This window comes from bacterium, assembly GCA_020444065.1.
In the GTDB taxonomy this organism is placed as follows: Bacteria; Sumerlaeota; Sumerlaeia; order SLMS01; family JAHLLQ01; genus JAHLLQ01.
The window spans coordinates 569,482-582,309 of the sequence record JAHLLQ010000003.1; the positions used below are offsets into that span (position 1 = coordinate 569,482).

The 12,828-nt window shown below is 61.5% G+C and carries 11 protein-coding genes; 7 read left to right on the plus strand and 4 right to left on the minus strand.

Going from position 1 to position 12,828, the window contains the following annotated elements; genetic code table 11:
• Positions 1-7 precede the first annotated feature (7 nt).
• Positions 8-661, minus strand: a complete 654-nt coding sequence (locus KQI84_10055; GenBank protein ID MCB2155220.1) for a hemolysin III family protein — start codon at positions 659-661, stop codon at positions 8-10.
• A 639-nt stretch (positions 662-1,300) separates the two neighbouring features.
• Between KQI84_10055 and KQI84_10060 the strand changes: the two genes are divergently transcribed.
• The 5 genes from KQI84_10060 to KQI84_10080 are packed head-to-tail and all read left to right on the plus strand — an operon-like array spanning position 1,301 to position 8,339.
• A complete protein-coding gene (locus KQI84_10060) occupies positions 1,301-2,182 on the plus strand; it encodes a hypothetical protein (protein ID MCB2155221.1) in 882 nt (293 codons plus the stop codon).
• Positions 2,182-4,455: a hypothetical protein gene (locus KQI84_10065; GenBank protein MCB2155222.1), complete on the plus strand. Its 2,274-nt coding sequence runs from the start codon at positions 2,182-2,184 to the stop codon at positions 4,453-4,455. Before KQI84_10060 ends, KQI84_10065 begins: the two co-directional genes overlap by 1 nt.
• The gene (locus tag KQI84_10070; GenBank protein MCB2155223.1) at positions 4,452-5,429 is read left to right on the plus strand and encodes a ketopantoate reductase family protein; all 978 of its coding nucleotides are present in this window, start codon (positions 4,452-4,454) and stop codon (positions 5,427-5,429) included. Before KQI84_10065 ends, KQI84_10070 begins: the two co-directional genes overlap by 4 nt.
• A gap of 41 nt (positions 5,430-5,470) precedes the next feature.
• Complete coding sequence (locus KQI84_10075; GenBank protein ID MCB2155224.1) at positions 5,471-7,027, plus strand: hypothetical protein; 1,557 nt, start codon at positions 5,471-5,473, stop codon at positions 7,025-7,027.
• A 40-nt stretch (positions 7,028-7,067) separates the two neighbouring features.
• Entirely contained in the window at positions 7,068-8,339 is a 1,272-nt protein-coding gene (locus KQI84_10080) for a peptidyl-prolyl cis-trans isomerase (protein MCB2155225.1), read from the plus strand.
• Between the two features lie 10 nt (positions 8,340-8,349).
• Here the strand turns inward: KQI84_10080 and KQI84_10085 are convergent, their stop codons facing one another.
• From KQI84_10085 to KQI84_10095, 3 genes are read right to left on the minus strand one after another with little or no spacing between them, the layout of a single operon-like run.
• On the minus strand, positions 8,350-8,763 hold the full coding sequence (locus KQI84_10085; protein MCB2155226.1) for a hypothetical protein: 414 nt from the start codon (positions 8,761-8,763) through the stop codon (positions 8,350-8,352).
• Between the two features lie 42 nt (positions 8,764-8,805).
• Positions 8,806-10,605, minus strand: coding sequence for a phosphoenolpyruvate--protein phosphotransferase (gene ptsP, locus KQI84_10090; GenBank protein ID MCB2155227.1), 1,800 nt, complete (start codon positions 10,603-10,605; stop codon positions 8,806-8,808).
• 40 nt (positions 10,606-10,645) lie between these two features.
• Entirely contained in the window at positions 10,646-10,966 is a 321-nt protein-coding gene (locus tag KQI84_10095; GenBank protein ID MCB2155228.1) for an HPr family phosphocarrier protein, read from the minus strand.
• A 276-nt stretch (positions 10,967-11,242) separates the two neighbouring features.
• Here KQI84_10095 and thpR point away from each other — a divergent pair, with 276 nt between their 5' ends.
• Both thpR and KQI84_10105 read left to right on the plus strand, forming a co-directional pair.
• Complete coding sequence (gene thpR, locus KQI84_10100) at positions 11,243-11,881, plus strand: RNA 2',3'-cyclic phosphodiesterase (GenBank protein ID MCB2155229.1); 639 nt, start codon at positions 11,243-11,245, stop codon at positions 11,879-11,881.
• A gap of 69 nt (positions 11,882-11,950) precedes the next feature.
• Positions 11,951-12,817 carry a glycosyltransferase family 2 protein gene (locus KQI84_10105; protein ID MCB2155230.1) on the plus strand — a complete coding sequence of 289 codons (867 nt, stop codon included), beginning with the start codon at positions 11,951-11,953 and terminating at the stop codon, positions 12,815-12,817.
• Positions 12,818-12,828: the final 11 nt, after the last annotated feature.

The following is a 12,828-nucleotide window of genomic DNA, read 5'->3' on the forward strand; positions in this document are numbered from 1 at the left end:
GACAGGCCTACCCGACGGGCAGCACGTAAACCGCGATCGCGACAAAGTGCGTGACGCTGCCGATCAGCACAAACAGGTGCCAGATCGCGTGCCCGTATGGAATGCGCTCCATGGCGTAGAAGATCACGCCGAGCGTATATGCTAATCCTCCAACAAGCATCCAGACGAAGCACCCCACCGGCACCGCGGCGAGCAGCGGCTTCAGTGCAATGACGATCAGCCACCCCATCAGGATGTAGATTGTAATCGAGACCGCCTCGTAGCGGCCCGTGTGAAAGACCTTGAGTATCACGCCGACCAGCGCCAGGCCCCACACGACGCCGAAGATCGACCACCCCCAAGGGCCGCGTAGCTCGACCAGCACGAACGGCGTGTAGCTGCCGGCGATCAGCAGGAAGATCGAGATGTGGTCGAGGACGCGAAAGACGGCTTTGACGCGTGGGGCCTTGAAGCTGTGGTACAGCGTCGAGCAAAGGTACAGCACCACGAGCGTCGCGCCGTAGATGCTGAAGCTGACGATCCTCCACGGGTCGCCGCCCAGCGAGGCCAGCGTCACCAACGTCGCCAGTCCGGCGATGCTCAGGAAGACACCAATCCCGTGTGTGATCGAGTTGGCGATCTCTTCTCGTGGGCTGTATGGGTGTGCTTGAGTCTTTTTCATTGCGAGGGAACTTCGGCGTCCGCGTCAGCGTGCGCGGTCTGCCTAGCAGGGCGCCGCCCCCACGGCAAGGGGCATGATTCGAATGGCTCGAAGTGGCCCTGTGTGTATTGCTGGACTATCTTGTTTGACAATCTTCGCCCCCTCCGGGGACGGGCCGTACTTGCACGCTAACCTCGGGTTCCCGTTGGTCACCCGGGGCCATTCAGCTTCGCCCCCCTATCGGGGGACGACTGGGGGGAACCTGGACCGTCTGCGAGAACACATCGGAAGCATCCTCCAGAGCGCCTGTTCGGGGCTTCTAGTCGATTAGCTGAGATACTGTTGCTGGGCATGAGCCGGACTCCGGCCTGTCTGTCGGTGGCGGCGACGCTGGTTGGAATCGACCTTGTTCGAACTCTCCGTCTGATTCAGGCACCGGTGCAGTGCTTGCGGGTGATCATGGCGGGTGCAGTTGTCCTCCGGAGGAGGATCAGTTGAATGGCCCCGGGCGACCCGTGGGAGCCCGGGGGAAGGGGTCGAGTTTCTTCCGGTCCCCGAAGGGGGCCAAGGACCTCGCCTCTTTTCTTGCGCTTGACTTCACCCGAGTGTTAGGCATGAACCCCTAGTTCAGCTCGCGCGCGCCAAGGAGCGTTTTTGGTTATGTCAACGTTGTCCCAGGGAAGCATCGCCGTCTACTACGACCCCCACGACGAAATAGAGACGGAGCTGGCGGAAGCCCTCCAGGCTGCCCGGACGACGTTCCGTGCGGCTTGCGAGCGGGAGGAACTCGTCGGAGCCGCCGTCGTGCTGGCGTTCGATGCGACGCGTCTGCCGGACCTCGAGACACTCGACGGGGCGTTCTGGCTGTACCTGCCGTTCCTGGACCGCGCGGCCCGTCCGACATCGTTCACTGGTGTCGAAGGCGTTTTTGCGGCCAGCGACAAGATGTTCTCCTGGTTGAAGCGCACGTTTCCCGATTTGCACGTCGAGCGCGCCGGCCTGCCATGCCATCCCGAGTTCCGCATCAAGGACGACACGCGCGAGCTGCGCCAGATTCTGGGCGTGAATGACAGCGCCATGGCCATTTTCTGCCGCGAGGATTCCTCGCGCCTCTCGCGCATCATGCACCGGATCGACGACGACCCGCGGTTCACTCTGGTGACGATGGAAGAGATGCGCCAGATCGACGAACAAAACGACTGTCGGGCAGCCGCGCATGCGATCGGCGGGTGCGACCTGGTGGTTGGCGATCCGACCTTCCATCGCATTGCGGAGGCCGCTGCGTCGGCCACGCCGATGCTTGCCTTCACGCATCCGGGCGATCCGTCTTTTGGCAATGCGCTGCATCTGCTGGAAGAAGGCGCTGGCCTGATCGCCATGGACGAGTCGGACCTGTTTTATCACCTGGATCGGATCAGCACCGACGAATCGCGTCTGCCGCTGCTGCGGGACAATATGCGGCGCCTGTTCCCATCGGTTCGCGCTTGCGATCAGATCGCCACTGTCCTTGAACAGGCGCTGGAACAATCCCGCGTTGGGTGATGGCGCCGATTTCTGCCAAGAAACAACTCCTCTTTGAAGTCCTTGCCGTGGCCGCTGCCGTCGCGGTGTTCTACGGGTTGTATTTCGACCCGACGCACATGCAGAGCGGCGGCGATTACGCGAACCTCTTCTGGCCGATGAAGGAGTTCCGCACCGAGACGCTCCTCGGGCAGAGAGTCTTTGCGCTCTGGAATCCTTACATCTTCTTTGGGGCGCCCGCCGCGGCAACGCTGCAGCACGCGATCTTCTATCCTGTCGACTACGTGTTCTTCTGGTTCTCGCCCCTGTTGGGAGAGATGAATCTCTACAACCTCTTCCACCTGATTCTGTGCGGAGTCGGTGCGTGGTGGTGGATGCGGTTCGCACTTCGATCCGGAACCGCCGGAGCTATTCTGGCCGGTGCGGCCTTCCCATGCACCGCGTGGTTCTGGGGTGCGCAGGAACACATCAACCAGATCGCCGCCGTGGCGTGGATGCCGTGGATGCTCGGCGCCGCCTGGATGCTGGCCGCGGGCCGAATGTCGGCGGTACGATTCGTCGTGGTCTACACTGGCCTCGGGGCCATGCAGTTCCTCGTTGGCCACCCCCAGGCAGCCTTCTACACGCACGGAGCGGCTGCGGCGATCCTTGCGATCGGCTCGGTGGCGTTCGGAGGCGAAGGCAGGCTGCGCCGGCTCGGCGTCGCTGTCCTGTGCTTCGGCGCGGCCGGCATCCTGACCATGCTGCTGACGGGCGTGCAGTTGCTGCCGGGCCTGGAACTCACCCCGCTTGCTTCTCGCCACCAGTTCGATCCGCCGTGGTCGTTTCGCTACAGCATGCCGCCGGACATATTGCTGACGTACTTTCAGCCCCACCGATTCGGCAGCTACGTTGCCGGTTACCAGGACATGCGCGCGTACAACGAGTACGGTGTGTTCGTTGGCTTGCCGATCTTGATTCTGGCCATCGGTGAGGTTGCGTTCCAGCTCTGGCGGCTTGTTGCGCCCGGCCGAAAGGCGCGCCGTGCGCCGCTGCTGTTGGCCGTTGCGATCGTCGTGACGCTGCTGATGGCGATGGGCGGGAATGTCAGTCTCTCGCGAATCCTTCATGCCGACTTCACCGAGTTCCCAATGCCCGCGCGGCTGGATCCTAAGCATGGTATTTCGCTTCACGACATCTACGTGGCGCTCTTCCCCCCGGCGGCTGGATTCCGCGTTCCCGCGCGCATCATTGTCATCACGGCGCTGGCGTGGACTTCGTTGGCCGGGCTGGCGCTGGACCGGATTCTGCGCGAGCTCCGGCATCGGGAGCAGGCCAACAACCTGATCATCGGTGTCGCCGGCGGTGCGATCGCCATCGCCTGGTGCGGTCTCTATCTGCCCGCGCGGGCCGAGAAATTCAACTACCCAGTCGAGACGGCGCCGCTGCTTCTTGCTTGGGGTGAAGACGTCGACCTGCATCCCGGAAAAACGATCGACAATCGCCTGTTCCGACTCACGATTAACGACGACGCCTTCCTGAAGGCCAATCGTCAGCTCGATACCGAACCGATCGAGAATACCGTCTGGTTGCGTTGGATGCGGCTGTTCGAGAACGACAACGTTGTGCTCCATTATCCATCGGCGGCGGGCTACGAGGAGGGCCTGGCTCCCACAATTCGCACGAAGGATTTCCTGCTTCGTTTCAATCGTCACTTCCGTCAATTCCGCCCCGACCAGCAGCTTCTGGCCTTGCTCGGCATCGGGAGGATCTTCTCCGATCTTCCGATCGACATTGAGGCCTTGCAGGAGCTTCCCGTGGATCTGCGTCGCACTCGTGCTCTCTTCGGGGTCCCTGGGGCCGGCGGCGCTGCCTTCTGGGCAGAGCAGGCCGAGGGTATCGATCTTACGGAGTTTGACGGGCCCCACCAGCTTGCCGGTGAGCCGCCGCTGACGGGCTATCAGGACGACAAGGTCGACTACGGCAAGGCTGTTCAGTGGGACCGTGGATTACCTGTCTTGACGACCGACGTGTCGAATCCAAATCGCGTGGTGGTTGAATCGACAGGCCCGATCCCCGGCGATGCGATTCTATCCATGGGGCAGTACCCCGGTTGGACGATTGCCGGCGAGCCCGTCGAGTGGCTGAACGCCGTCCACGCGCGGGTTCCGGCTTCGGCGTTCGTAGACGGACGCGCCGTTCTCGAGTTCCGTCCGGAAAGCCACCGCGTGGGGTTGTTCTTGACCGGTATCGGATTAGGCATCTGGTTTGCAGGCCTTTCCGTCATCACTCTTCGAAGGAAGATTGTACCATGAGCGAATCGCCGTATCGGATCTGCATCCTGGGAGCCGGCGCCGTCGGGTCGCTGATTGGCGGCCAGATGAGGGCCGGAGGGTTGGACGTGTCGATGGTTGGGCGTCCCGCCCACATCGAGGCGATCCGCTCGAACGGCTTGCGTATGACCAGCGTCAGTATCGTCTGGCACGAAGGTCTGGCCTCGGGTTTCACGGATCTGGCCACTTCGATTGCGGAGTGCTCCACCGCGCCATTCGACCTGATCGTCATCGCGACAAGGACGACCGAGACGGCCGAGGCGACGCGGCTTGCCCTTCCTGCTCTGGCGCCGGACGGGCTGCTGCTTTCAATTCAAAATGGATTGGGCAACTGGGAAGCCATGGCGGAGATCGTCGGCTGGGAGCGCGTTGTCGGCGGCATTCTGAACACCGGCGTCGAGTTGGCCGCCCCCGGCCATGTGAACGTGACGGTTCAGGGCTTCCCGGTCATGATCGGTCGCCCGCCACATCCGGATGCTCCAGCCCAGAGCCGCATCGAGGACTTGGTCGCTCGTCTGGAGGCGGCCGAGGTGCCCGTGGAGAATCCGCCGGACATTCGTGCCCGTCAGTGGCGTAAGCTGATGTACAACTGCGCGCTGAATGCCCCGGCGACCGTTCGGGACGGAAAATACAGCGTGCTGCTGGGCGATCCGGAGGCCCGCGCGGACCAGGAAGCGATCATCGCGGAATGCTACGCCGTCGCCGAGGCACTGAGAATCCCCCTCGACCCGCCCACCTTGGCTGAGTTCCAACAGTGGTTCTTCGAGGGCGTCTTCCCGGCAACGGCAGACCACATCCCCTCGATGCTGGTGCATTTCCGCGCCGGCAAGATGCCGGAGATCGATGCCATGAACGGGGCGATCGCACGGCTCGGCGAGAAAGCGGGCGTCCCGACGCCGGTGAACGCCCGTTACACCAAACTTGTGCGCGAGAAAGCCGCTCAGATAATTGTCTGACTGTTTATTCAGGCATTCCGAGTTGAGCAGAAAGAAACGCAATGATCGAACGACGTAAACTCCTAGTTTTTCAGCGTTCCGCGAGATCGGCCCTGCTGGCTTTTCTGTTCCCGTTGGTTCTTGTGGCGGCTTTGCCGGGCCAGTCGTTCAAGCAGGACGGCTTGCTTGAACTCGATCTGAGTCAGCCTGATAAGCGTTCCCATGTCTCCTCGTCGTCGCTGGATTGCATGAACCCACTATGGGAGTTGGAACTGCCTTTCGGTCCTCAAGCCGGATTGGTCCGAGACGGCCAGCTATGGATCGCACGGCTCGAAGACTCGCGCCTTGTTGCGGCGCATGTGGCTCTGGAGAAGGACGGGCCGAAGCTGCCCCCGATGGAAGAGGGAAGCAAGACGACCCCGGAGCCCAAGTGGGTTCGCAGTATTTCCGGGGAATTGGATGCCGAGGGCTCCACGCTCGGGCCCGTGTTCGCCGGCGGGGACTACTGGCTGGTGGCTGCAGGCGAAGGCTTGTATGTTGTGCCGCTGGATCCGGAAGCGAGTGCCCGGCCGCGGATGCGCGTCAACGTTCCCCTGACGGATATTCAGACCGCCATGGTTTCGGAAGGAACCCTCTTCCTGGCCGGCGGGATGGAGAGCGGGGGAGTGCGCATCGCGGCGGCTCCGCTCGCGGCTGTTTCGGCGGCTTCGTCCGGCGCTCGGATTGCCATCAATTGGCAACTGACTCTCCCCCTGCCGCAGCGACGGGAGGGCATCTCTCTCTTCGTCCAGAACGGCTACCTGTACGTTGTTGGCGGCGAAGGAATCGTGAATAACGTGCCCGTTCGCCCGCGCGAGATGGTTCGTGCTCAGATTCTCGACGATGGGACTCTGACTTCATGGCAGCTTGCCGTGCAGCTTCTGCCTTACGGCGTCGGGCGCTCTCGCACCCTCTCGATGGATGGCGTTCATCTGGTCACTGGCGATACGCCTGTGACGGCGGACGGCGAATATCTGACCAGCGAGACGCTGATGCGTGCCGGTGCGCTGGAGGGCGGGCTGCTTTCCATGTGGACCGAGCTTACCTTTTGCGTTCCCACTATGCAGGAGGAGTTTCTGATCGCGGGCCTACCCGATTCGTCTCAGTTCATTCTGTTGGGCGGACATCCCGCGGGTTCGCCTGAGGTTCAGACCATCGCCCGTGCCTATCAGACAGCCCCTTCGCAGGCGTTGGTGGCGGAGCGAGGCGCGGCGATGCGTCGCCTTCGCAATGGCCCCATCGGCATTCCTACGGTGGAGTACACGACAGGCCTTCGCCGTGCTCAGCGCGAGAATCGCTACCACGTCGTGGTCGTCATTGATCACAATGCAGACAACAAGGCTCTGCGGCGCCTGATGGTGAACCGGAACTCGAAGCAGATGCTCCGCGATCTGGTTATATCCTGCCCCGCTCCGGAAGAGATTGCCGACGCGCAGGCTCGTATCGGAACGGACGTTACGCCGGCGATTGCGCTTTTGACGGCCGATGGCAGGAAATTGACCGTGCACGAGGGCGTCCCCGACCTGGCACAGCTCTTTCAAGTGCTCTCTCCCGCTTGGGCTCCCAAGGACGCCGAGTAAGAGGTAGGCTCACCCGCAATCGACACCCTGAGGTGATAGTATGAAGTTCGGTAACTTGATCACTGGCACTCTGGCCGCAGCCGCACTCCTGGCTTGTGTCTCGTCGGCTGCAGGACAGGCGGTGGCTCCGCTGATCCGTGAAGAGCCGGAGATCAAGGTGCGCGTCGGTACGCCCACGCCGATCGCGACGCCGTCGGATGATGATCGCGGCCGTCCCGCGCCGACCCCTACGCCCGATCCGAAGACGGTTCTCGTTGCCATTGTCAATTCGCATTCGATCACGCGCGATCAACTGGACCGTCGCGTAACGGCTCGCATCGGCACGACGCCGGAAGCGCTCAAGGAGTTCACTCAGAAGGGCGTCAACATCCTCGCGTCGGATGCACCGACCGAGGAGGCGCTCCTCGACGCACAGCAGGAAATGGAATTCCAGGATGCCGTGCGCAAGGAAGAAGGGCTCATCGTTCAAGAGTGGACCGAGCAGATGATGCTGGCCGATGAAGCGCGCCGCCAGGGTTTCGTGATCAGCGAACAGGAATTCAAAGATCGCCTGCGCATCATCGAGACGGAGTTCAATCTCTCCGACAGCCGCGTGCAGACGGTTCTCGAACGCATGGGCATGTCCAACGAGGAGTTGGAGTCCTACGTGCACGACGCGTTGCTGATCGAGAAGTTGCTCGATCGTTTTGTGGAATTGAACATCAGCGACGATGCGCTGAAGGCTGCCTACGAACAGAACCCATCGATCTACCGCACTCCGCCGATGTATCGCGCGGCTCACTTTTCGATTTCATTGCTCGGCAGCGAATCCGCCAAGACCCGGCGTTCGCTCGAGAAGCTGGCGGAGGAAGCGCGCAGTCGCCTTGAGAAGGGCGAGAACTACGACCGCGTCTTCACGGATTTGAACGACCTGGACTTCGGTATTTACGGCGCCGACCTGGGCTACTTCAGCATCGAACAGGAGGGCCTGCCGCCGGTCGTGCGCCAGGAACTCGCGAAGATGAAGATCGGCGAGACGAGTCCGATGCTGACGTCATATGTCAGGCGCGACGGTGTCGTCGTCCCGGAATCCTATCACGTCGTTAAGGTTCTGGATAAGGAACCGGCCGTTGGAGAGAACTTCGAATCAGCCTTGCCGAAGTTGAGAGAGAATGCCCGCGAGTACGCCCGCATCCAGGTGCTGAAGATGCTGCGGGATGCGAGGACTCACAAAGTAATCACCAACCTGGGCGGCATCCCGCCGGAGAAAATCCCCGGACCGATGGAACGCAATCGCCCGCAACCTGCGGTGTCGTTGAAGATGAAGAAGTAACCGGCAGCAATTACCCGATCGTTTCAAACTCTTTGAAGCACTGATAGCCGAACTCTCGGGCCGCCTCCTGCTGATCCGGATCGCCCCAGAAGGTCTTCATGCCTTCCTCGGCGGCTTTCCACGCACAGTTCCAATTGAAGCGAATTCGCAGCGAACTGCCGTTCGCGTTGGCGGTCAGCTGGCCGATGAAATCGGCACAGCCTGACTGGCCCTCGAGTTGGATGGATTCGATGGGAAGGTCGGGGTGTTGATCGAGCAACTGAGAGATCACGCGAAGGACTTTGACCGGGGGGGCGCCGGCATTTGCCTGGATCAGCTCGGTCTTCGTGTCGCCCGCCGCGAGGGCCCGGACAGCCTCCGCGAATTCGGGTGTCGCGGCGCTGCGCTCAAGCAAAGATTCAATTGTCGGCACTTCGACAGCCATAGGCACTCGTACTCCTGGTACTGTTTGCGGGAAGGGGAAGGGTCAGGCGGAATTGCCCGGGGCGCGCACTTCCGGAGCCGCCACGGGGCTCACGGGTTTGGCGAAGAGCTTCTCCAATCGCCGATGAAGGTGCGCTTCCACTTCCTCGGTAGATGAAAGAGTAAGCACTTCCTGGGCCAAGGACTTGGCCTCGGCGATGGCGATTGTGCGGATTGCCCGTTTGACCACGCCAATCGAGGACGGGCCCATGCTGAGCGAACGGATGCCAAGTCCAGCGAGGAGAATGGCATAGCGCGGGTCCGCGGCCATCTCGCCGCAAACGCTGACGGGGATACCGGCATTCCGGGCGGAGTCGGTGACGTACTTCAGCAGGCCGAGCACTGCGGGATGAGCCGGGCGGTACAGGTGGGCGACGCTCTTGTTCACGCGATCGACGGCGAGCGTGTATTGCACCAGATCGTTGGTGCCGATGGAGAAGAAATCGACTTCCTTTGCCAGGACGTGCGCCTGCAGGGCTGCCGACGGAATCTCGATCATCGCACCGAGCCGAACATTCGTCGGCAGGTCATGGCCGTTCTTCCCAAGCTGGGTCATGAGCTCATCGAGGATCTGGCGCGACGCGCGCACTTCGTCGATGGAGCTGATCATGGGGAGCATGATCTGGATATCGCGCCCCGCACCGGCCAGGAGCATCGCGCGCAACTGCGAACGGAAAATGTCCTGGTTCTTCAGACACAGGCGAATCGCACGCAGCCCCATGAATGGGTTCAACTCGGGAACCGAGTAATCGTTGGCAGCAATCTTATCGCCTCCGACGTCCATCGTGCGCAGGACCACCGGCTTGTCACCCATGCGGGTCAGGACTTCCTGGTACTCGCGCAAGTGATCCGATTCGCCGGCCGGTCCGCCGTCGCTGAGATACAGGAACTCCGTGCGGAAGAGCCCGATGCCTTCCGCGCCGTTCTCTATGACGGCGTCCAGTTCTTCGGGGAACTCGATATTGGCGTAGAGGTTGACGCGCGTGCCGTCGGTCGTGACGGCGGGCTCATCGCGCAATTCAACGAGCGACAACCGCAGACTGCGATAGTCGTCCGCCTTGCGCCGGTAGAACTCGATCTGGTGCAGGGATGGATTGAGGATCAGCTTCCCCTCGGTCCCATCCATGATGATCATGTCGCCGCTGCGGATGTAGTGCGTGACGTACTCAAGTCCAACGACCGCCGGCAGAGCCAGCGCCTTAGCCATGATCGCCGTGTGGCTGGTCGGACCACCCTCGTTTGTGCAGAAGCCCAGCACGTGCTCGCGGGACAGTTGGGCCGTCTCCGTGGGACCGAGATCGTGAGCGACAATGATGCAGCCTTCGCGCGGCATCACGTGCGTCGACGCGTCGGTCAGTTGGGTCAGAAACTTGATGACGCGGCGCGCGACATCATACAGATCGTGATTTCGTTCGGAGAAGTATTCGTCGAGAGTGCGGAGCTGTTCGCCCAGCCCCTTGGTCACGGCCCAGAAGATGGACTCGGCGTTGCTCTTTTCGTCGCGGATTCGATCGATCGTTGGTTCGATGATCACCGGATCGTCGAGCATCATCAGGTGAGCGTCGAAGATGGCAGCCTGTTGGTGGTCGATCTTCTCGGCGACCTGGCGGCCGATGGCGCGGATTTCATCCTTCGCCATTTGAACAGCCTTCTTGAACCGCTCAATCTCTTGTTCGACTTCATCGTCGGAAAGTTGATAGCCTTCGGAGGGCGCGCCTTGCGATTCGACGACGTATGCGGGTCCGATGGCAATTCCATCGGAAACTCCCAATCCGTCGAAGAAGAATGTGCGCCTTCCCACCATGGCGTCGTCTTGAGTCCCTGCTTGGCTGGCCTGAGATTTCTCAGCTATATTCCGGGGCGATCGGTTCGCCGAAACCTGTTTCCACTAATCCCACCAATCCCTGTCCTGCTTCTTCGGCCCCATCACCCTCGGCCACGACCTTGAGAATCGTACCGGGTCCTGCGGCGAGCATCATCATGCCCATGATGCTCTTGCCGTTCACTGCCATCCCATCGCGAATGACGGTGATTTCGCAGTCCGGGTACTTGCCTGCCTCACGAACAAACTGAGCCGCCGGCCGGGCGTGCAGGCCTTGCTGGTTGATCACCGTGACTTCGAGTTCAACACGCGTTGAATCCAATGTTGCCTCTCCAGTCCGAATCAGATTGGCCGCACCGCCGCCGCCTAGTGTCCGGACCCCCTCCTGTCATCAGTTTCGGGCTTCGATGCCGGCCAGGAGCCCTTTTCTATGCTCGGGTCAGCATCGGATTTGCAATTCAACCGGTCAAGTGCAATCACTCTCCGGGTGTTTCCTGCGGCCCACTGGGGGACAGTTTTCGCTTCCCCATCATCCGCAGGTCTGACACAAGGACATTCCGACACGGACGACCCTATGGCCGGCAAACGGATGGGTCAACGATGGAAAAGGGACTTCTCCATGACAGAATCCGCCTCATACGACGCTGCCAAACCTCAATCCGACGCGGCAAGCGGCCCTTCCCGGCGGGTCTTCTTTGCCCTTCCAACCAGCGAAGCCTGTCGCCAGGCGCTCGCGGACACTTCGCAGAGGATGCAAAAAGCGGCCCACTTCATGCCTCTCCGGGCATCATGGGTTTCGTCCGAGAATTACCACGTAACTTTGCATTTCCTGGGCAGGACACCCGAACCGATCGTCCAGGAATTGATCAAAGGCCTCCCCGAGGCCGTAGCGAATGTGCATCGTTTTGACCTGGATGTTCGACACATTGGCTACTTCCCGAACGCTAAGCAGCCCCGCGTTCTCTGGGCGGGCGTGCACAATCCGCCGCCCGGCCTGAAGCAGCTCTACGATAACATTGCCGAATTGATTCAGAAGCAGGGCCTGGAACTCCAGCACGACAATTTCCACGCGCATGTCACGCTGGCCCGCTTCAAGGGCCTGAAGGGGACGGGCATGTTCGTGAAGCAGGCGCATAACATGCAGTACACGAACTTCGGCAAGTCGCCCCTCGAGGCAGTTCACCTGATGGAGAGCGTGCTTCATCCCGAGGGTGCCCGCTACACCGTCATCGGCCGCGGTGCGCTGGCGACCCCGTAGGGCATTCCGCTTGCCGCGCCAGCGGGCGAAGTGTCCAGTGCTCAGCAGCCAGTCCAGGAAGAGGTCCGAATGCTCCCCGTCAGCCTGATTATTCCCGTCTATAACGAATCCGGCGCGATCGACGATCTGAAGCGCCGACTGCACGGCGTGCAGAAGAAGCTGACGCCGGACAGCGAGATCATCCTTGTGGACGACGGCTCAACGGATGGTTCGGCGGTGAGCCTGGATGCCGTCGTCGCCGCGAGCAATGGATCGCTGAGGCTGATCCGTCATGCGACCAACCGCGGGTATGGAGCGGCCTTGAAGACCGGCATCGAGGAGGCGCGTCATCCTTGGATCGCCATCGCCGACGCGGACGGCACATATCCAATCGGCCGACTGCCGGAGCTAATCGCCGAAATCGAAGCCGGCGCCCGTATGGCGATCGGTGCGCGGCGAGCCAGCGACCTGTTCTGGCTGCGACGTCCGCCCAAGGCTTTCCTGCGCGCGCTGGCTTCATACCTGGCCGGGCGGCGTATCCCGGACCTGAACAGCGGCCTGCGTGTCTTCGCCCGCGAGGACGCGCGTGAGTTGCGTAAGCTGCTCCCCGACGGATTCAGTTTCACCACCACGATCACGATGGCACTGATGACTGCGGGACAGAAGGTGTCCTTTATTCCGATTCGTTACAAGGGCCGCATCGGAAGCTCGAAGATCCGCCCGATCCGCGATACGATGAACTTCCTGACGTTGATCTGTCGAATCTCAATGGCCTTCCGGCCGCTGCGCGTCTTCGGCCCGACCGGCCTGGGACTTCTGGGCCTCGGCGTGCTTTTCCTGGTATTGCGATTCCTCGGATTCGAAATTGCCGTTGCGACGACCGTGTTTCTTCTTGTAGGTGGCATGCAATTGATAGGGCTTGGATTGTTGGCGGACTTGGTCAATCGACGGGGCTGATGGGAGCGGCG

Coding starts and splice junctions, on each gene's coding strand:
- KQI84_10055 (MCB2155220.1), bottom strand. CDS start 661: ATGAAAAAGACTCAAGCACACCCATACAGCCCACGAGAAGAGATCGCC.
- KQI84_10060 (MCB2155221.1), top strand. CDS start 1,301: ATGTCAACGTTGTCCCAGGGAAGCATCGCCGTCTACTACGACCCCCAC.
- KQI84_10065 (MCB2155222.1), top strand. CDS start 2,182: ATGGCGCCGATTTCTGCCAAGAAACAACTCCTCTTTGAAGTCCTTGCC.
- KQI84_10070 (MCB2155223.1), top strand. CDS start 4,452: ATGAGCGAATCGCCGTATCGGATCTGCATCCTGGGAGCCGGCGCCGTC.
- KQI84_10075 (MCB2155224.1), top strand. CDS start 5,471: ATGATCGAACGACGTAAACTCCTAGTTTTTCAGCGTTCCGCGAGATCG.
- KQI84_10080 (MCB2155225.1), top strand. CDS start 7,068: ATGAAGTTCGGTAACTTGATCACTGGCACTCTGGCCGCAGCCGCACTC.
- KQI84_10085 (MCB2155226.1), bottom strand. CDS start 8,763: ATGGCTGTCGAAGTGCCGACAATTGAATCTTTGCTTGAGCGCAGCGCC.
- ptsP (MCB2155227.1), bottom strand. CDS start 10,605: ATGGTGGGAAGGCGCACATTCTTCTTCGACGGATTGGGAGTTTCCGAT.
- thpR (MCB2155229.1), top strand. CDS start 11,243: ATGACAGAATCCGCCTCATACGACGCTGCCAAACCTCAATCCGACGCG.
- KQI84_10105 (MCB2155230.1), top strand. CDS start 11,951: ATGCTCCCCGTCAGCCTGATTATTCCCGTCTATAACGAATCCGGCGCG.